Origin of the sequence: Caballeronia insecticola, from assembly GCF_000402035.1 — a bacterium.
Taxonomy (GTDB): domain Bacteria; phylum Pseudomonadota; class Gammaproteobacteria; order Burkholderiales; family Burkholderiaceae; genus Caballeronia; species Caballeronia insecticola.
On the sequence record NC_021287.1, the window covers coordinates 2,846,352 to 2,864,417 of the forward strand.

General features: G+C 64.9%; 13 protein-coding genes and 1 tRNA gene. 7 read left to right on the top strand and 7 right to left on the bottom strand.

The genetic code is table 11. The features are described from left to right. Positions 1-142: 142 nt before the first annotated feature. A complete protein-coding gene (locus BRPE64_RS13250) occupies positions 143-2,230 on the top strand; it encodes a UvrD-helicase domain-containing protein (protein WP_016346630.1) in 2,088 nt (695 codons plus the stop codon). Positions 2,231-2,309: 79 nt separating this feature from the next. On the opposite strand, the gene BRPE64_RS13255 is transcribed toward BRPE64_RS13250, so the two are convergent. Further along, the gene (locus BRPE64_RS13255; protein ID WP_016346631.1) at positions 2,310-3,242 is read right to left on the bottom strand and encodes a c-type cytochrome; all 933 of its coding nucleotides are present in this window, start codon (positions 3,240-3,242) and stop codon (positions 2,310-2,312) included. 305 nt (positions 3,243-3,547) lie between these two features. On the opposite strand from BRPE64_RS13255, the gene BRPE64_RS13260 reads away from it, so the two are divergent. Further along, a tRNA-Arg gene (locus BRPE64_RS13260) sits at positions 3,548-3,623 on the top strand. Between the two features lie 80 nt (positions 3,624-3,703). Here BRPE64_RS13260 and BRPE64_RS13265 read toward each other — a convergent pair. Then, positions 3,704-4,693, bottom strand: a complete 990-nt coding sequence (locus tag BRPE64_RS13265; RefSeq protein ID WP_044041750.1) for an aromatic ring-hydroxylating oxygenase subunit alpha — start codon at positions 4,691-4,693, stop codon at positions 3,704-3,706. A gap of 220 nt (positions 4,694-4,913) precedes the next feature. Here BRPE64_RS13265 and BRPE64_RS13270 point away from each other — a divergent pair, with 220 nt between their 5' ends. Further along, positions 4,914-6,008, top strand: coding sequence for a GGDEF domain-containing protein (locus BRPE64_RS13270; protein ID WP_044041753.1), 1,095 nt, complete (start codon positions 4,914-4,916; stop codon positions 6,006-6,008). 19 nt (positions 6,009-6,027) lie between these two features. Here BRPE64_RS13270 and BRPE64_RS13275 read toward each other — a convergent pair whose 3' ends face one another. The 3 genes from BRPE64_RS13275 to flhF are packed head-to-tail and all read right to left on the bottom strand — an operon-like array spanning position 6,028 to position 9,475. Next, positions 6,028-6,759 carry an RNA polymerase sigma factor FliA gene (locus BRPE64_RS13275; RefSeq protein ID WP_044041755.1) on the bottom strand — a complete coding sequence of 244 codons (732 nt, stop codon included), beginning with the start codon at positions 6,757-6,759 and terminating at the stop codon, positions 6,028-6,030. A gap of 18 nt (positions 6,760-6,777) precedes the next feature. Beyond that, on the bottom strand, positions 6,778-7,695 hold the full coding sequence (locus tag BRPE64_RS13280) for a MinD/ParA family ATP-binding protein (protein WP_016346635.1): 918 nt from the start codon (positions 7,693-7,695) through the stop codon (positions 6,778-6,780). Beyond that, positions 7,688-9,475 (bottom strand): flagellar biosynthesis protein FlhF, encoded by a 1,788-nt coding sequence (gene flhF / locus BRPE64_RS13285; protein WP_016346636.1) that lies wholly within the window; start codon positions 9,473-9,475, stop codon positions 7,688-7,690. Before flhF ends, BRPE64_RS13280 begins: the two co-directional genes overlap by 8 nt. A 311-nt stretch (positions 9,476-9,786) precedes the next feature. Here flhF and BRPE64_RS13290 point away from each other — a divergent pair, with 311 nt between their 5' ends. From BRPE64_RS13290 to BRPE64_RS13300, 3 genes are all read left to right on the top strand, one after another. Further along, positions 9,787-11,493: a thiamine pyrophosphate-binding protein gene (locus BRPE64_RS13290; RefSeq protein ID WP_016346638.1), complete on the top strand. Its 1,707-nt coding sequence runs from the start codon at positions 9,787-9,789 to the stop codon at positions 11,491-11,493. 78 nt (positions 11,494-11,571) lie between these two features. Further along, positions 11,572-11,835 carry a PepSY domain-containing protein gene (locus BRPE64_RS13295; protein ID WP_044041758.1) on the top strand — a complete coding sequence of 88 codons (264 nt, stop codon included), beginning with the start codon at positions 11,572-11,574 and terminating at the stop codon, positions 11,833-11,835. 20 nt (positions 11,836-11,855) lie between these two features. Then, positions 11,856-12,377, top strand: coding sequence for a cytochrome b/b6 domain-containing protein (locus tag BRPE64_RS13300; RefSeq protein WP_051180418.1), 522 nt, complete (start codon positions 11,856-11,858; stop codon positions 12,375-12,377). A 42-nt stretch (positions 12,378-12,419) separates the two neighbouring features. On the opposite strand, the gene BRPE64_RS13305 is transcribed toward BRPE64_RS13300, so the two are convergent. Together BRPE64_RS13305 and putA are read right to left on the bottom strand one after the other, a co-directional pair. Next, positions 12,420-13,565, bottom strand: coding sequence for a branched-chain amino acid ABC transporter substrate-binding protein (locus tag BRPE64_RS13305; RefSeq protein WP_016346641.1), 1,146 nt, complete (start codon positions 13,563-13,565; stop codon positions 12,420-12,422). A gap of 99 nt (positions 13,566-13,664) precedes the next feature. Then, a complete protein-coding gene (gene putA / locus BRPE64_RS13310) occupies positions 13,665-17,594 on the bottom strand; it encodes a trifunctional transcriptional regulator/proline dehydrogenase/L-glutamate gamma-semialdehyde dehydrogenase (RefSeq protein WP_016346642.1) in 3,930 nt (1,309 codons plus the stop codon). A 324-nt stretch (positions 17,595-17,918) separates the two neighbouring features. Here putA and BRPE64_RS33925 point away from each other — a divergent pair, with 324 nt between their 5' ends. Further along, positions 17,919-18,041 carry a hypothetical protein gene (locus BRPE64_RS33925; protein ID WP_016346643.1) on the top strand — a complete coding sequence of 41 codons (123 nt, stop codon included), beginning with the start codon at positions 17,919-17,921 and terminating at the stop codon, positions 18,039-18,041. Positions 18,042-18,066: the final 25 nt, after the last annotated feature.

An 18,066-nucleotide genomic window follows, 5' to 3' on the forward strand; every position in this document is an offset into this window, starting at 1 on the left:
ATTGTGGCACGGCCGCGCGCGAACGCCGTCCCGATACGCGGGAACGAGGGCCGGAACCGGGTGCTTTCTATCGTGTTAACATCGCGCACTCCTCCATGCGCCGGCGCTTGCCGCGCGCTTCAAATTCCAAAAGCACAGAACGATGTCCGCAGGTCTGAACGCCGCGCAAAGCGAAGCCGTGCGCTATCTCGATGGTCCCTGTCTCGTGCTCGCCGGCGCGGGCAGCGGCAAGACGCGCGTCATCACGCAGAAGATTGCGCATCTGATCGAAGGACGCGGCTTCGAGCCGAAGCACATCGCCGCCCTCACTTTCACGAACAAGGCCGCGCTCGAAATGCGCGAGCGCACCGCGAAACTCCTCGAAGGCAAGACGCTGACGACGCCCGGCAAGGAAGGCCGCAAGATTCCGGTCAATCAATTGACGATCTGCACCTTTCACTCGCTCGGCGTGCAGATCATGCGGCAGGAAGCGGAGCACGTCGGGCTGAAGCCGCAGTTTTCCATCATGGATGCGGACGACTGCTTCGGCATGGTTCAGGAGCAGCTCGGCACGACCGACAAGGGCCTGATCCGCAAGGTGCAATCGACGATCTCGCTGTGGAAGAACGCGATGGTCTCGCCCGATCAGGCCGCCGTGCTCGCGAACAACGAGGACGAGCATCAGGCGGCGATCGTCTACCGGAGCTACGCGGCGACGCTGCACGCGTATCAGGCGCTCGACTTCGACGACCTGATCCTGCGTCCCGCGCAACTCTTCGCGCAAAACGAGCAAGTGCGCGACAAATGGCAGAACCGGCTGCGCTATCTGCTGATCGACGAATATCAGGACACGAACACCTGCCAGTACGAACTGCTGAAGCAACTCGCGGGTCCGCGCGCGGCGTTCACGGCCGTCGGCGACGACGATCAGGCGATCTACGGCTGGCGCGGCGCCACGATCGAAAATCTCGCGCAGCTTGGCAAGGATTTCCCGAAGCTGCATGTCGTCAAGCTGGAGCAGAACTATCGCTCGACGGTGCGCATTCTGACGGCGGCGAACAACGTCATCGCGAACAATCCGAAGCTTTTCGAGAAGAAGCTGTGGTCCGAGCACGGCATGGGCGACACGATCACCGTCACGGGCTGCAACGACGAAGAACACGAAGCGGAATCGGTGGTGTTCCGGCTATCGGCGCACAAGTTCGAGCGGCGCGCGGCGTTTCGCGATTACGCCATTCTGTATCGCGGCAACTTTCAGGCGCGCATCTTCGAACAGGTCTTGCGGCGCGAGCGCATTCCTTACGTGCTGTCGGGCGGGCAATCGTTCTTCGACCGCGCGGAGATCAAGGACATCATCGCGTATCTGCGGCTGATCGCGAATCCCGACGACGATCCCGCGTTCATCCGCGCGATCACGACGCCACGGCGCGGCGTCGGCAATACGACGCTCGAAGCACTCGGCGCGTTCGCGGGCGCGGCGAAGGTGTCGCTGTTCGAGGCGGTGTTCATGGGCGGCATCGAGGCGCGCCTGTCCGCGCGGCAAGTGGAGCCGCTGCGCACGTTCTGCGAATGGATGCGGCGTCTGGGCGATCGTGCGGCGCGCGATCCCGCGACCGAAGTCCTCGACGACATGATGGAGGCCATCCACTACGAGGCGTATCTCTACGACGCGCACGACGAACGTCAGGCGCAGTCGAAGTGGCAGAACGTGCTCGAATTTCTCGAATGGCTCAAGCGCAAGGGCACGAAGCCCGCGCCATCGGTGGACGCGGAACAGACGGGTTACGACACGGCGGACGGTTTCGGCGACGAAGGCAAGAACCTGCTCGGCCTGATCCAGACCGTCGCGCTGATGTCGATGCTCGAAGGCAAGGACGAAGATCCGGATGCGGTGCGGCTCTCAACGGTGCATGCGTCGAAGGGGCTTGAGTATCCGCACGTGTTTCTGGTGGGCGTGGAGGAAGGCATCATGCCGCATCGCGGCGGCTCGGACGACGACGCGCCCATCGACGGTGCGCGCATCGAGGAAGAGCGGCGGCTGATGTATGTGGCGATCACGCGGGCGCAGCGCAGTCTGCATCTGAACTGGTGCAAGAAGCGCAAGCGCGCACGGGAGACGGTGGTGTGCGAGCCGTCGCGCTTCATTCCCGAGATGCTGCTCGACGATGCGCCGCCGCCCACGCCGGAGGAAGCGCCGCTCTCGCCCAAGGATCGCATGGCGATGCTCAAGGCGATGCTGCAAAAGACCTGACTACTTGGTGCTTTCCGCGCTTTCAAATAAAAAACCCTGCGCCGCGAGACGCAGGGTTTTTTTATCGCGCGATGAAGCGTTACTTCGCCGCGTTCGCCATGTAATCGACGGCGGCTTTCACGTCCGCGTCCGATGCGTTCGATCCGCCCTTCGGCGGCATCGCGCCCTTGCCTTTGAGCGCGTAGTTGTAGACGGTCTCCATCGGCTCTTTCAGACGCGGTGCCCATGCGGCCTTGTCGCCGAACTTCGGCGCACCGAGCACGCCTGCCGCGTGACACGCCTGGCAGACTTGCTCGTAGAGCGCCTTGCCGGCTTGAGCGGCGTCGGCGCTTTGCGCGCCTGCGGCGGGCGCTGCCGCCTGCGGCACGGATGCCAGGGCGGCCACCGCTGCCGCGGCCTGCGCGTTTTCATTGGCGTTCGCGCCGCCCGCTGCGGCTGCGGCGCCTGAATCGCCTTCCGCAGGCGCTGCTCCCGCCGCCGGTGCCGATGCCGCCGCATTTGCCGCCGCGCCCGGCGCGGGTTGTGCCGGTTCCGCGAATTTGCCGCCGCCGTTGTTCGCCATATAGACGACAGCGCGCGCGATTTCGAAGTCGCTGTAGTCGTCGGGGCTCGTGCCGCCGCGTGCGGGCATCGCCCCCTTGCCGTTGAGCGCGTTGTGCAGGAGCGTGTCGTAGCCTTCGCTGATGCGCGGGGCCCAGGCGCCGGCATCGCCGAATTTGGGTGCGCCCGCCGTTCCTGCCGCGTGACAGGCCGAGCACACGGCTTTGTAGACTTCCTCGCCGGTCTTGAAGACGCGCGGCGCGTTGGCGTCGCGGACGTCGACCTGGGCGGACGGTGCGATGCGCTCCTTCACGGAGGCTTCGAGATCGGTGCCGGCGCCGGTGCGCGTCGCGTTGTTCACGTAGACCGCGAGCAGGATGATGATGGCGACCGGAATACCGAAGCCCGCGATGATGGCGGCGATGAGTTGGCCGGGTGTCTTGATCGGGGCTCCGTGGGGTGCTTCGCTCATGCTTGTCTCGTCTCCCGTTTTTTGGTGTGAGTCGGTTCAGTGACAGCGTGACAGCTACCGCATTGCGCTAAGGCGCCTTGGGGAAAGGCACGGTCGATTATAGACGGAACACTTAACTGTCGGCGCGGGGCGGCGGCGTGGCGGAACGGGCGTTTACCCGAATCGTGTGATGCATACTTGCGTGTTTCGCGGAAGCCGTCCGGGCCCGCGCGATGGACGAAGTCACGGAAAGCAGGTATTCTCTCGGATTCGCATGGGCCTTGCCGCCGTGTATCGGCTCCCTCCTCGCAAGGTTCCCCGCAGTTGCGCCCGTAGCTCAATGGATAGAGTACTGCCCTCCGAAGGCAGGGGTTGCTGGTTCGATCCCAGCCGGGCGCGCCAAAAATTCCGACTCAAACTAAGGCGACAGCGCCCGCAGCATTATCAAAGCTCGTCCGCACGCATCATGACGCGCCCCCGCGTCACGCAACTGTCCCGTACCCAAACCCCATCCCCGCCAACCATCTCCTATAAGCCACCGCCATCCGGTCACACCTCTGATGCAACTCCACATCGAGATCGAGCGGCAGACACTTCGGCCATTGCGATTCCACGATCGGCGTGTCCTGCAACAGAATCTCCATGTTGAAGTCGTAAAGCTCCTGATCGGAATGCGTCGTGTCGTCCTCGTGAATGGACACGAGCCACGCGCGCGTCTCCGTCTGCGTCACCGGCGACGCCGCCAGCATGATGTGCAACGCGCCCTGCCCGCCTGACGCCATCTTCGTGAGACTCGCAATCAACGGCCGCTTCACGCGATACACGTAGTCCATCATCGCGCCGCTCTGCCCCGGAATGCCCGCGGGTTGCCAGTATCGGCACTGCCGCGCCTCCAGTCCGCCCGCGCGCTCGCGCACTTCGTAATCCGGCACTTCCGTGTGCGCATGCTCGCCCAGAATCCCGACATGCACGAACGAAAAGTGCGCCATATCCAGAAAATTTTCGACGACGCGCGGCGCCGACGACCTCACGGTCTGCGGCGCGAGATTGATGCGCCGGCCGCCGGGAATCGCGGCTTCGGGAAAGAAGTCGAGCGGATAAGCAGGCTCGCCGAAACACATCCACACGACGCCGTATTTTTCATCGCTGACGAACGTCGTCGCGCACGCGCGCTTCGGCGGACGCAACGACGGATTCGACGGAATCCGCAAACACTGCCCCTCGATGTCGTAACTCCAGCCGTGATACGGACACACGATCTGGTCGCGCATCACGGCACCGAGCGACAGTTGCGCGCCACGATGCGGACAGTAATCGCGCCACACATGCGCCGCGCCGAGACTGTCGCGCCACACGACGATCCGCTCATCCGCGACGATGAAGCCACGCGCCCCGCCAGCCGGCACGTCGTCGCTGTTGCAGACCGGCAGCCATTCGGCCATCAGGGAAGTCGAAGGAGTTTGATCGGACATCGGTTAAAGCGCGTGGTGAGTACGAAAGCCGTTCTTACACGAAACACAGCGTCTTCGCAAAAAGTTGCAAAATAGCGGGTCGCCCGCACGGTGCAACTCGCTGCAACCCGATGCCGCCTCATGCAATCACCCACCGGTGCCGCGCGACGGACCGCAATACAAAACAGCAAAACACAACAGCACGACACAACAGCAAGAAATCACCATCCAGGGGTTCAGTATGGAGCAGGCGCATCAACCGGCACGCCGGGCTTATGCCTTCGCATGGTCCGAGCACCGGAATCCCGAGCGCGAGCAAGCCACGCTCAGAGTCTGGATGGGCGCCGCGGTTCTTCTGGCGTATGGCGTCTTCGAATGGCTGCACCCGTCGCACGATGCGTCTTTGGTCACGCGCTTCGTCGCATCGTATGTGGCTTACGGGGCGATGACATTGCTCATAGTGAGCCGCATGAGCGCGCCGTCGATCACGCGTCTCACCGTCACGACCATCGCCGATCAAACGATTCTCGGGCTCGCGCTCGCGGCCGGCGGTGTGATTGCGTTGCCGCTGCTGTGGGTCGTGTTCTGGTTTCTGATCGGCTCGGGTTGCCGCTATGGCAAGCGCACGCTCGCGGTTTCGTGCGCGACGGCACTCGCCATCGTGATCGCGCTCGCAATCGGGCAGCCGTGGTGGCACGCGAATCTCCCCGCCGCCATCGGGCTGGGGCTGAGCGTGCTGGGAATATCGGTGTATCTGAGCGTGCTCGTCGACCGGCTCGGCAACGCGAACCGCATTCTCGCGCGCCAGGCATCGACCGATCCGCTCACGGGATTATCCAACCGGTACGCGCTCGAACAGATCGTCGATCGCGCGATGAGCACGCACGCAACCCACGACACTCAAGCCACCGCGCTGCTGCTGATCGATCTCGACGGCTTCAAGGAAGTGAACGATACCTACGGGCACGCCGTCGGCGACATGCTGCTGCAGGCCTTCGCGCAATCGCTCGCGAAGCGCATGCGCCAGTCGGACACCATTGCGCGTCTGGGCGGCGACGAGTTCGTCGTGCTCGCGCATCAGGTGCGCGACCGGACGGCGGTGCTGGCCGTGGCCGACACCATCCATGCCGTGCTGAGCACGATCACGTCGGTGCAGGAGCGGCCGGTGTCGGTATCGGCGAGCATCGGCGCGTGCCAGCTTTCCAGCGCGAGCGCCGCGCGTCAGACCGACATGACCGCCGTGCTGCGCGCCGCCGACCGCGCCATGTATCGCGCGAAAAGTCTCGGCGAAGGGAAAACCATCTTCGCCGAAACGCGCGACTTCGAAACGAACTAAACGGCGGCGCTTCGTCCGCTCACGCCTCGACGCTCGTCCAGGCCTGCTCGCGCAGTTTGGTGCGCAGACGCGCCACGGCCTGGCTATGCAACTGGCATACGCGCGACTCGCTCACTTCCATCACCGCGCCGATTTCGCGCAGGTTCAGGCCGCGTTCGTAGTAGAGGCTCATCAGGAGCTTCTCGCGCTCGGGCAGCTTGTCGATCGCTTCGATCAGCGCGCCGCGCAGGCTGTCGTCGAGCAGCGCCGACAGCGGGTCCGAACGATCGACGCAATAACGGTCGAGGAACGGTTCGTCGTCAGCGGAGCGGTCGAAGTCTTCGTAATAGATGAGTTGGCTGCCGTGCAGGTCCTGCAGCATCGACTGATATTCGTCGAGCGGCATGTTCATGTGCTCGGCGATCTCCGTCTCGCTCGCGGAGCGGCCGAGGCTCTGCTCGACCTTGTGCACCGCCGATTCCACTTCGCGCGAAGTCTTGCGCATGCTGCGCGGCAGCCAGTCGTTGGCGCGCAGCTCGTCGAGCATCGCGCCGCGAATGCGCTGGCTTGCATAGGTTTCGAACTGCGCGCCCTGATCTTCCTTGTAGCGGCTCGCCGCATCCATGAGGCCGATCATGCCGGCCTGAATCAGATCGTCGAGATCGACGCTCGCCGGCATCTTGGCGACGAGCTGAAGCCCCAGCCGGCGAACGAGCGGTGCATATTTCGTCAGCACGTCGGACTGTGAGAGTTTGCCTTGGGCGTTATACATCTTGGTCACCTATCTTGATCACATCGACGCCGTACTGCTCATTGCAAAGTCGTGAAGCGCAGCCGTTCGATGCGCCGCCCCCCGCCCGCCCTGTTCAGAGTCGCCTTCCGGAATTCGCACGTCTGCCTGGCCATCCGCCGCGCGCATGTACGGCGCGGGGCGCATCGGCCAGTGCAGGAGCTCCGCCGCGATCGCGCGGTAGTCGCGTGCCGCGGCCGTGGCCGGGAACGCTTCGACTGCGCAGCGTGAGAGATCCTTCGCCCGAGCGACGCGCGCATCCTCGGACACATACCCTGCCTGCACGAGCGACACGGCCAGATACCGGCTCGCGACGCCCGACAGGTTGTCGAACGCGACCGCCGCGTCAGCCGGGTTCTGCACGTGATTGATGAGCACGCGGAACTGGCCGATCGCATGGGCGTAATGCAGGCGCTTCATGCACGCATACGCTTCGGTGATCGCCGACGCGGCTACCCGCGTCACGATGAGAAAGTCATGCGCCTGCGCCGCGAGCGACGAGAGCGCGCCATGGCGATCGAGTTGCGCATCGATCAGCACGATGTCCGCCGGGCCGTCGAGCAACGCGCGGCAGTGCGCGGCGTCGTGGCTGATGCGCTCGTCGCGGGGCGCTGCGATCAGCGAGAAGCCGAACGACGTGCGCCCGACGACATCGGCGAGCGCGCGGCGTCCCGACATCACCGCGGCGAGCGCGCCTGCATCCTCGATTCCCGCCAGACGGCCGACGCAATCGGCATTGCGATGCTCGTCGATCACGAGCACGTCCTTGCCGTGCACGGACAGCGCCGCGCCGAGATTCATCACCGCCGACGTGCAGCCGATCCCCGCCGGCCCGCCCACCACCGCCACCACACGCGAGCCTGCGCGCGTGAGCAGCCGTCGCAGACCTTCCGCCTGATCGAGCACGAACTTATCCAAAGTGCACCCCATGCATGTCGGTCGTGGCGCGCGCGGACAGCGCGGACAAGAGCGCCGGCACTTCTTCGTCGTGCGGCACGAACGGCGAGCCGTCGCGCGGAATGCAGAACGCGCTCTTGATGAGAAATCGCTTGGTCGCGACGTACAGGTTCTCCGGCACCTTCTGACCCGTCGAGACGTAATGCACGGGCAGCTTGTAACGGATAACCGTATCGAGCACGCCGCCGAGATTGGTCGCCTCATCCAGCTTGGTCAGAATGCAGCCCGCGAGCGGCGGCTGATCCGGCGCGCTCTTGTAGGCCTGCACGACTTCGTTGAGCGTGTCGCCGTGGCTCGTCGCGTTGAGCAGCAGAATGCGCTGGACCGGTTGACCCGCGCCGCACAGCATCGCGATCTGGTCGGAGACCATGCGGTCGCGCTGGCTCATGCCGATCGTGTCGATCAGCACGATGTGTTTGTTGCGCAACTCGGACAGCGCGAGTTGCAGGTCGGCGGCGTCCTTCACCGCGTGCACCGACACGCCCAGAATCTTGCCGAAGATGCGCAGTTGCTCGTGCGCGCCGATCCGGTAGCTGTCGGTCGTGAGCAACGCGACCTTGCTCGCGCCGAAGCGCATCACGCAGCGCGCGGCGAGCTTCGCGGTGGTCGTCGTCTTGCCGACGCCCGTCGGGCCCATCAGCGCGAATACGCCGCCGCGCTCCATCAGCGCGTCTTCGCTGTCCATCACCGGGATATTCGTTTCGAGAACCTGCTGCACCCATTCGAGCGCGCCTTCGACGCTTTCCATCTCCGGCATGTTGTCCATCATCATGCGCACGAGCTGGGCGGAGAAACCCGCCGCGAACAGCCGCTTCGTCAGCGTGCTGCCGGTCGGGTTGCGGCGCTGGCGCTCGCCCCAGAGCAGACCGGAGAAATGCTCTTCCATCATCTCGCGCATCGACGAGAGTTCGTTCATCACCGTATCGTTGACGACCTGCTGCATGCGCGCGCGGATCGCTTCGGTCACGACCGCCGCGGCGTTCGCGGGCAGGCCTTCGAATGCGTTCTCCGGCGAAGCCTGCGCGGCGTTCGCGACGGGCGCGGCTTCTGCGGCCGCGTGCGGCGCGCTCGTGTTGATCTTCTGCGCGGCGCGGCGGGCGGCGACCTGTGCGGCTTCGCGCGCCCAGTCCGGCGTGTCGATCTTCGACTGCGTGACCGGCGCGGCGTGGTTCTGCTGCTGGCGCATCACGTAGCGCGCGGCGTCCGGCTGTTCGGCGCGCGGTTCCTGCGCGCTGACCTTCACCGGCACGCCCATGCCGCGGGCGATTGCGGCGGACGCCGTGAGCGGACGGTTCGACGGCATCGACGCCTGTTGCGCGAGGCGCTTCGCGTGCTCGATCAGCCACGGGTTCGAATCGGCCATCGTGCGGGACGCGTCGTCGGCGTGCGCGGCTTCGTGGCCCGGCTGGGCGTAATCGTCTTCGTCGTCGGCGTCGCTGTTCGCGCCGAACACCGAGGAAAACACATCGCCGCTCGCATACGGGTTCGCGGCGGGCTGCTTCGCCGGCAACGCGGCGGCAGCGGCGGCCAGCGCCGCGCGGGACGTGCCGTTCGAGCGCACCGCCTGCTCCTTGACGGCGGGCGAAATCGACGCGATGTCGCTGTCCGCGACCGCCACGATTTCGACGGAACCGTCGTCGAGCGTGCGATTGGACAACACCACGGCATCGGGGCCGAGCGCTTCACGAACCTGGCGCAGTGCGTCGCGGCTGTTCGCGCCGATGAATTTACGAATGTTCAAACGTGCCCCCGATGAGGTGTGGACTGCAATCTTTAGCAAGCGGACTCCGTCTGGCTTATTGCCGTGTCCGCTTTTCAGTGAGGCCATTATTGCGAACTTCGTCTTTTGTCCATCGCCGGATAAAGGGTGAGAAAAAGGGGTATTTCGGCTGATGGAGACGCCGCGTCCGCCGTTCCGAGTTCCGCACATCGGAAGAAGATTCCGCGTGGCGGGTTTTCAGCGACCGCGCGAGGGCGTAAGCTTGAGGACATTTCGCTCGACGTCCGGCTGCGTTTTTTGGCCGGCGAGCCATCCAAAGGAGACTTCATCGCATGGCGTCCGCTGTCCCTCCCGCGCAATCCGCTGCCCCTGACGACCAGACCACCGGCGCGCGCCTCGTCGTCGATGCGCTCGTGCATCACGGCGTCGAGCGCGTGTTCTGCGTGCCCGGCGAGAGTTTTCTCGCGGTGCTCGATTCCCTGCACGACGAAACCGCGCACATCCAGACGATCGTCTGCCGCCACGAGGCCGCTGCGGCGAACATGGCCGAAGCCGTCGGCAAGCTGACGGGCAAACCGGGCGTCGCGATCGTCACGCGCGGACCGGGCGCGACGCACGCGTCGATCGGCGTGCACACCGCGTTTCAGGACTCGACGCCGATGATCCTGCTCATCGGCCAATGCGCGCGCGATCACATGGATCGCGAGGCGTTTCAGGAGATCGATTACCGCCGCATGTTCGGGCAGATGGCGAAATGGGTCGCGCAGATCGACGATCCGCGCCGCGTGCCGGAGTATCTGAGCCACGCGTTCCACGTCGCGACTTCGGGGCGGCCTGGTCCGGTCGTGCTGGCGCTGCCGGAGGACATGCTGACCGAGACGTGTCCGGCCGTGCCGCCGGCGCCGCGTTATCAGCGCGTGGCGGCGGCGCCCGCGCCCGCGCAGATCGAGCGCCTGCGCGCGTTGCTCGCGAATGCGAAGAAGCCGTTCGTGATTGCGGGCGGTAGCGGCTGGAGCTTGCAAGCCACGCAAGATTTCGCGCGCTTCGTCGAGCAATGGAAACTGCCGGTCGGCTGCGCGTTCCGCTATCAGGACACCCTGAACAACGAGCATCCGAATTACGCGGGCGATGTCGGGCTCGGCATCAATCCGGCGCTTGCCGCGCGCGTGCGCGACGCCGACGTGCTGTTCGTGCTCGGCCCGCGCATGGGCGAATCGACGACGGGCGGCTACACGCTGCTCGATATCCCGAAGACGAAGCAGACGCTCATCCACGTGCATCAGGGCGCGGAGGAACTCGGGCGCGTGTACAGCGCAGATTTGCCGATCGTCTCCGGCATGCCGGAAATCGCGTCGATGCTCGCGGCGCTCGAACCGCCGTCCGACATTCCGTGGGCGGGCGAAGCCGAAGCCGCGCACGCCGCGTATTTGTCTTGGCGCACGCCGCGCCCGATGCTCGGCGACGTCCAGCTCGGCGAAATCATGCGCGCGCTGGCGCAAACCATTCCCGCCGACTCCATCCTCACGAACGGCGCGGGCAATTACGCGACGTGGCTGCATCGGCACTATTCGTACCGGCATTTCCGCTCGCAGGTCGCGCCGACCAGCGGCGCCATGGGCTACGGCGTGCCCGCCGCGATCGCCGCGAAGTCGCTGTATCCGGAGCGCACGGTGATCGCGTTCGCGGGCGACGGCTGCTTCATGATGTCGAGCAACGAACTCGCCACGGCAATGCAGTATGGGCTGGCGGTGATTTTCGTCGTCGTGAACAACGCGCAGTACGGCACGATCCGCATGCATCAGGAGCGGCATTACCCGAATCGCGTGCACGGCACCGGGCTCACCAATCCGGACTTCGTCGCGTATGCGCGCGCGTTCGGTGCGCACGGCGAATTGGTCGAGACGACAGATCAGTTCATGCCCGCCTTCGAACGCGCGGTGGCTTCCGGCTTGCCCGCGGTCATCGAAATCCGCATTCCGCCGGATCAGAGCACGCCGGGCGCGACACTTGAACAAATTCGCCAGCAAGGCACGCGCTAACGGACAAACTTTCAATCCGCTTGCGACAGTATTCCGGTGGCAGTAGAGTAGCCAGTTCGAAACCACCGGGAGTTAGCGATGCTTAAGATTCTGGCGCTGTCATTGGCTTTGGGTTTCTCGGGCGCGGCGTTCGCGAAGGCGGATTGCACGGCGCACCCGAAGAGCGAATGGATGAAGGAGTCGGATGCCAAGGCGCAGCTCGAAGCGCAGGGCTACAAGATCCGCAAATTCAAGGTCGATGGCAACTGCTATGAAATCTACGGCCACGACAAGAACGGCAAGAAGGTCGAGATTTATTACGACACGAAGACGCTGGCTGTCGTGAAGTCGGAAGTGGAATAAGCGTGACGCCCGTTGCCCGCGTGAGAGTATGGGACGCCTGGGTCCGGCTCACGCACTGGACGGTGGCGGGCATCGTCATCTGGAATCTGTTCGGGCCGACGGATTCCACGCATCGTCTGCTGGGATATGTCGCGGCGGGGCTGGTCGCCGCGCGTATCGTGTGGGGCTTCGTCGGCTCGCGTCATGCGCGCTTCTCGGCGTGGTGGCCTACGTGGTCACATCTCATCGATTATCTGCGCTCGCTTGCGCAAGGCAAGCCGATGCATCACGTCTCGCACAATCCGCTCGGCGGATTGATGGCGCTCTTTCTGTGGTCGCTGATTCTCGCGCTCGCGGTGTCCGGCTGGATCATGCGGCTCGATATGTTCTGGGGCGAAGACTGGCCGCAGGAGATTCACACGCGGCTGTCGGTCGCGGTCGAGGTTTGCGTGTGCGTGCATGTGGCCGCGGCAGTGCTGATGAGTCTGTGGACGCGGGAGAATCTCATCGGGGCGATGGTGACGGGGTGGAAGCGGAGCGCCGAAAACAAAAAAGCCCCGTGACGCGAATCACGAGGCTTTCTCACCGCTCGGAACCGAGAGCGCTTACTTCCCGCCCACGCTCTGCAGCGTCGTCCACTTGCCGCCGACAACCTTATACAGCGTGATGCCGCCGTTCTTCAGATCGCCCTTCGTGTCGTACGACAGATGCTTTGCCGTCACGCCCTGCATGTCCGTCTTCGCGAGGAACGGCAGGTACTTCGCCGGGTCCGTCGAGTTGGCGGCCTTCATCGCGTTGAACAGGGCCATCGCGCCGTCGTAGGCGTACGGCGAGTACGTCTGCACGTCTTCGTTGAAGCGCTTCTTGTACTTCGCTTCGTAGTCCGCGCCGCCCGGCATTTCGTTCATCGGCAGACCGGCGAGCGATGCCACCGTGCCGTCAGCCGCGTCGCCCGCGATCTTCAGGAACGTGTCCGTCTTCACCATTTCGCCCGCCATCAGCGGTGCGCGGAAGCCGAGCGTCTTCATTTGCTTGGCCATCGGGCCGGCTTGCGAATCGGCGCCGCCGTAGTACACGAGGTCCGGATTCGTCGACTTGATCTTGGTCAGAATCGCCTTGAAGTCGACGGCCTTGTCGTTCGTGAATTCACGATCGACCACCGTGCCGCCCGCTGCCTTCGCCGCCTTCTCGAACTGGTCCGCGAGACCCTGGCCGTAAGCCGTGCGGTCGTCGACGATCGCGATCTTCTTGACCTTCAGGTTCTTCACCGCGAACTCGCCCGCGACCGAGCCTTGCTGCGTGTCCGAGGTCATCATGCGGAAGGCCGTCTTGAAGCCTTGCGTCGTGTATTCGGGAGCGGTCGCCATGGCGACTTGCGGGATGCCCGCGTTCGCGTAGATGCGCGATGCCGGAATCGTCGTGCCCGAGTTGAAGTGGCCGAGCATGCCCTTGATGCCGTCGTCGACGAGGCGCTGCGCGACGGTCGTGCCCGTGCGCGGGTCAGCCTGGTCGTCCGCCGAGTCCAGCACGATGCGAACCGGCTTGCCGCCGATCACCGGCTTGGTCGCGTTGAAGTCCTCGACCGCCAGCGTGATGCCGTTCTGCATGTCCTTGCCGTAGTGCGCCTGCGCGCCGGTCAGCGGTCCGGCATAACCGACCTTCACGTCCTCTGCCTGCTGTGCAACTGCGGTCCCCGCGAACAGGCCGGCGAACGTCATGGCTGCCGCCAGCTTGGTCATCGTGTGCTTCATAGCTTCTCCTGGTTCCAGTGTGGATGGCAGCCTGTGCCGGGATCGCCGTGCCTGCTGCCGCTTGTTTGAATTCGCTTGAATCGAACGTTCGAGGGTGGCTCAACCGATCGTCATCAAATTCGCATTGCCGCCCGCCGCCGCCGTGTTCACGCTCACCGAGCGTTCCGTCAGCAGACGTTCGAGCGCGTAGTCCTCGCCGTCGTGGTCAGCGTCGGCGAACGCTCCCGCAGCCACGCCCTGCACCGATACGATCGGCCCCGGACGCTTCGCGACTTCCTTCACCAGCGACAGCAGTTCGTCGCTGTCGCCTTCGAACAGCACTGCATCGAAGTCTTCGGCCGCCTTGCGGACCTGTGCATACGGCTTGAGCGACGCCGGCAGCGACGCCGCCAGCTGTTCGCCCGCCGAGCCGCTGAACAACGCGCGGTTGCCCGTCGCGAGCACCGCCGCGAATTGCGCGCGCGCACCGCTCGCCGTAGCCGCCACGCACAGCACCGTGCCGCGCGCGCCGAGCGTGTAGGTGTTGCGCTCGCCGGTCGGGCCGCTCAGCACCGCCGTCGCGCCCGCCATCACGTGTTGCAGATAGCCATCGCAGCGCGCGGCCGTCTGCGGATCGCGCTCGCCGATCGCCCAGTCGCGCAGCGCGGTGAGCGCAGCGGCCGGCGCATCCTTCGACGCAGCCTGATCGACCGTCAGCGTGTTCGCGAGCGACTTCGGCAGACCGGTCGGACGCTTGGCCAAGAGACGCTGCAAATACAGCGCGCCGCCTGCCTTCGGACCCGTGCCCGACAACCCTTCGCCGCCGAACGGCTGCACGCCGACCACGGCGCCGATCACATTGCGGTTCACATAGATATTGCCGACATGCGCCCGCGAAATCACATGCGCGATGGTTTCGTCGATCCGCGTATGGATGCCGAGCGTCAAGCCATAGCCGGTCGAGCGAATTTGGTCGAGGAGTTTATCAAGGTTCGATCGGCGATAACGCACCACATGGAGCACCGGGCCGAACACTTCGCGCTTCAGTTCGTCGATGCTGTCGAGCGCGATCAGCGTCGGCGGCACGAACGTGCCTTGCGCGCAGGCATCGGGCAGCGGCAGTTGCACGACCTCGCGGCCTTTGTCGCGCATCGCGGCGATGTGCGCGTCGATGCCGCGTTTCGCGTCGGCATCGATCACGGGGCCGACATCCGTCGACAGCCGGTCCGGATTGCCGACCGCGAGTTGCTTCATCGCGCCGGTGAGCATTTCGAGCGTGCGATCGGCGACATCCTCCTGCAGGCACAGCACGCGCAGCGCCGAGCAGCGTTGTCCGGCCGAATCGAACGACGACTGCAGCACGTCCGCCACGACCTGTTCCGCGAGCGCGGACGAATCGACGATCATCGCGTTCTGGCCGCCGGTCTCGGCGATCAGCGGAATCGGGCGGCCGTCGGAATCGAGTCGTTCGGAGAGCGTCTTGTTGATGAGGCGCGCGACTTCCGTCGAGCCGGTGAACATGACGGCGCGCGTGCGCGGATCGGCGACCAGCGCCGCGCCCACGGTTTCGCCGTTGCCCGGCAGCAGTTGCACCGCGCCCTCCGGCACGCCGGCCTCGCGCAGAATGCGCACGGCTTGCGCGGCGATCAGCGGCGTCTGTTCGGCGGGCTTCGCGAGCACCGGATTGCCGGCGGCCAGCGCCGCCGCGACCTGACCCATGAAGATCGCGAGCGGGAAATTCCACGGGCTGATACACACGACCGGACCGAGCGGGCGATGCGTGTCGTTCGAGAACTCGCCGCGAATCTGCGCGGAGTAGTAGCGCAGGAAGTCGATGGCTTCGCGAATCTCGGCGACCGCGTTCGCCAGCGACTTGCCCGCTTCGCGCACGACGAGGCCCATCAGCGTGTGCATCTGTGCTTCGAGCAGGTCGGCGGCGCGCGCGAGGCAATCGGCGCGGTCTTCGACGGGCGTCGCCTGCCAGATCGGCGCGGCAGCGACCGCGTTCGCGAGCGCGGCGCTCACCTGTTCCGACGACGCTTCCGTCACCGTGCCGACAACGTCACGCAAATCCGACGGATTGCGGACATCGCGCGTCATGCCGTTCTCGATGATGATGCCGCCTTCGAGCATCGGTGCCGCGCGCCACGGATGATTCCCGCTCGCGAGCAGCGCCGACGACAGCGACGCCAGACGATGCTCGTTCGACAGATCGAGGCCCATCGAGTTGGAGCGCTCGTCGCCATAGAGCTGGCGCGGCAGCGGAATCTTCGCGTGCGGCGCGCCGAGCGGCACGATGCGCTGCGCCTCGTCGATCGGATCCTGCACGAGATCCTTCACCGGCACGCTTTCATCGGCGATTCGGTTCACGAAGGACGTGTTCGCGCCGTTTTCGAGCAGACGGCGCACGAGATACGCGAGCAGCGTTTCATGCGTGCCGACCGGCGCATACACGCGGCACGGTCGGTTCAGCTTGTCGCGGCCGGTCACTTCTTCGTAGAGCGGCTCGCCCATGCCGTGCAAACACTGGAATTCGTACTGGCCGGGATAGTAGTTCTGCCCCGCGAGGTGATAGATCGCCGACAGCGTGTAGGCGTTGTGCGTCGCGAACTGCGGATAAACGGCGTCGGGCGCGGCGAGCAGCTTCTTCGCGCACGCGAGATACGAAATGTCCGTATAGATCTTGCGCGTGTAGACCGGATAGCCTTCGAGGCCGTCGACTTGCGCGCGCTTGATTTCCGTGTCCCAGTAAGCGCCCTTCACGAGACGGATCATCAAACGATGACGGCTGCGGCGCGCGAGATCGATCAGATAGTCGATCACGAACGGGCAGCGCTTCTGATAACCCTGCACCACGAAGCCGATGCCGTTCCAGCCCGCGAGTTCCGGATCGAAACAGAGCGCTTCGAGCAGATCGAGCGAAATTTCGAGGCGGTCGGCCTCCTCGGCGTCGATATTCAAACCGATGTCATAGCGCCGCGCGAGTTGCGCGAGCGAACGCACGCGCGGCAGCAGTTCGTTCATCGTGCGTTCCTGCTGCGCGCGCGAATAGCGCGGATGCAGCGCGGAGAGCTTGATCGAGATGCCCGGGCCTTCGTAGATGCCGCGCCCGCCCGCCGCCTTGCCGATCGCGTGGATGGCTTGCTCGTACGAGGCGTAGTAGCGTTGCGCGTCTTCTTCGGTCGTCGCGGCTTCGCCGAGCATGTCGTAGGAATAGCGGAAACCGCGCGCCTCGAACTTGCGGCTGTTCGCGAGCGCCTCGGAGATCGTCTCGCCGGTGACGAACTGCTCGCCCATCAGGCGCATCGCCATGTCGACGCCCTTGCGGATCAGCGGCTCGCCGCCCCGGCCGATCAGACGCGTAAGCGCCGACGACAGACCCGCTTCGCTGTTCGTCGTGACGAGCTTGCCGGTGATCATCAAACCCCACGTCGCCGCGTTCACGAACAGCGACGGCGCCTGGCCCATATGCGATTTCCAGTCGCCCTTGCTGATCTTGTCGCGGATCAACGCGTCGCGCGTGGCGCGATCGGGAATGCGCAGCAGCGCTTCGGCGAGGCACATCAGCGCGACGCCTTCTTGGCTCGACAGCGAAAACTCGTGGATCAGGCCTTCGACGCCGCCGCCCGAGTTCTTCGCGCGCAGCGCTTCGACGAGTTTGGTCGCGAGCTTTTCCGCTTCGGCGGCAACCGGCGCGGAGAGACGCGCCTGACCAATCAGAAACGGCAAGCACTCCGGTTCCGGCCGGCGATACGCGGCCGTGATCGCCGCGCGCAACACCGATTGCGGTTGCACGTTCTGAGCGAAATCGAGGAACGGATGCGGCGCGCCGTCTTCATCGTTGTCGGCGGGCGCGGCATCGGCCAGTTCCGACGAGCCGTTCACGCCCGTCAGTTCCGGCGGCAACTGGCCATGCTCGATGCGCTCCAGATACGCGAAGATCGCCTGCTTGATCAGCCAGTGCGGGGTGCGCTCGAGACGCGTCGCGGCATCCTTCAGCCGGGAACGCAGCAGATCGTCGACTTTGACGCCAAGGGTTGTGCTCGCCATATATCCTTCGTTTGCCGGTCGTCATCACCCGGCGAGAGACCTAAAAGTTGGCGAATCCTACCCCGCTGTAATAAAAGGTGCAACCGAGAATTTCGCTAGGGTTGCACCATATTGAAACCCTTATCCCGCAAGGCTTTGCGCGGTGCACCGCCGGTGGGCGGCCGGCGCTTTTCGCCTAGTAGTTTCCCTAATCGGATTTATTTTGGGACAACCCCTAAGTATTCGCCCGGCCTCCGCCGATATAAACGCAATGCGCGGTCGACGAACCGCGATTTCGGGGAGAGTCACAGCATGAGCACTTGGATGGTAGTAACGAGCGTTTGGATGATGTTCGCCCTTTGCGTCGTCTTGTTCGTGCGCGGCGCGTCGCCGCACGTGCAACGATCCGACGACGCCCACGATCAGGGCGGCCACACGCCCGCGGACATGTCACGCGCGAAAATCTGAACGGCGCGCCGGGCCGGCGCCGACA

What these genes read in the sequence shown, in the direction of transcription:
- BRPE64_RS13250 (WP_016346630.1), top strand. Translation starts at nt 143, where the DNA reads ATGTCCGCAGGTCTGAACGCCGCGCAAAGCGAAGCCGTGCGCTATCTC.
- BRPE64_RS13255 (WP_016346631.1), bottom strand. Translation starts at nt 3,242, where the DNA reads ATGAGCGAAGCACCCCACGGAGCCCCGATCAAGACACCCGGCCAACTC.
- BRPE64_RS13265 (WP_044041750.1), bottom strand. Translation starts at nt 4,693, where the DNA reads ATGTCCGATCAAACTCCTTCGACTTCCCTGATGGCCGAATGGCTGCCG.
- BRPE64_RS13270 (WP_044041753.1), top strand. Translation starts at nt 4,914, where the DNA reads ATGGAGCAGGCGCATCAACCGGCACGCCGGGCTTATGCCTTCGCATGG.
- BRPE64_RS13275 (WP_044041755.1), bottom strand. Translation starts at nt 6,759, where the DNA reads ATGTATAACGCCCAAGGCAAACTCTCACAGTCCGACGTGCTGACGAAA.
- BRPE64_RS13290 (WP_016346638.1), top strand. Translation starts at nt 9,787, where the DNA reads ATGGCGTCCGCTGTCCCTCCCGCGCAATCCGCTGCCCCTGACGACCAG.
- BRPE64_RS13295 (WP_044041758.1), top strand. Translation starts at nt 11,572, where the DNA reads ATGCTTAAGATTCTGGCGCTGTCATTGGCTTTGGGTTTCTCGGGCGCG.
- BRPE64_RS13305 (WP_016346641.1), bottom strand. Translation starts at nt 13,565, where the DNA reads ATGAAGCACACGATGACCAAGCTGGCGGCAGCCATGACGTTCGCCGGC.
- putA (WP_016346642.1), bottom strand. Translation starts at nt 17,594, where the DNA reads ATGGCGAGCACAACCCTTGGCGTCAAAGTCGACGATCTGCTGCGTTCC.
- BRPE64_RS33925 (WP_016346643.1), top strand. Translation starts at nt 17,919, where the DNA reads ATGATGTTCGCCCTTTGCGTCGTCTTGTTCGTGCGCGGCGCGTCGCCG.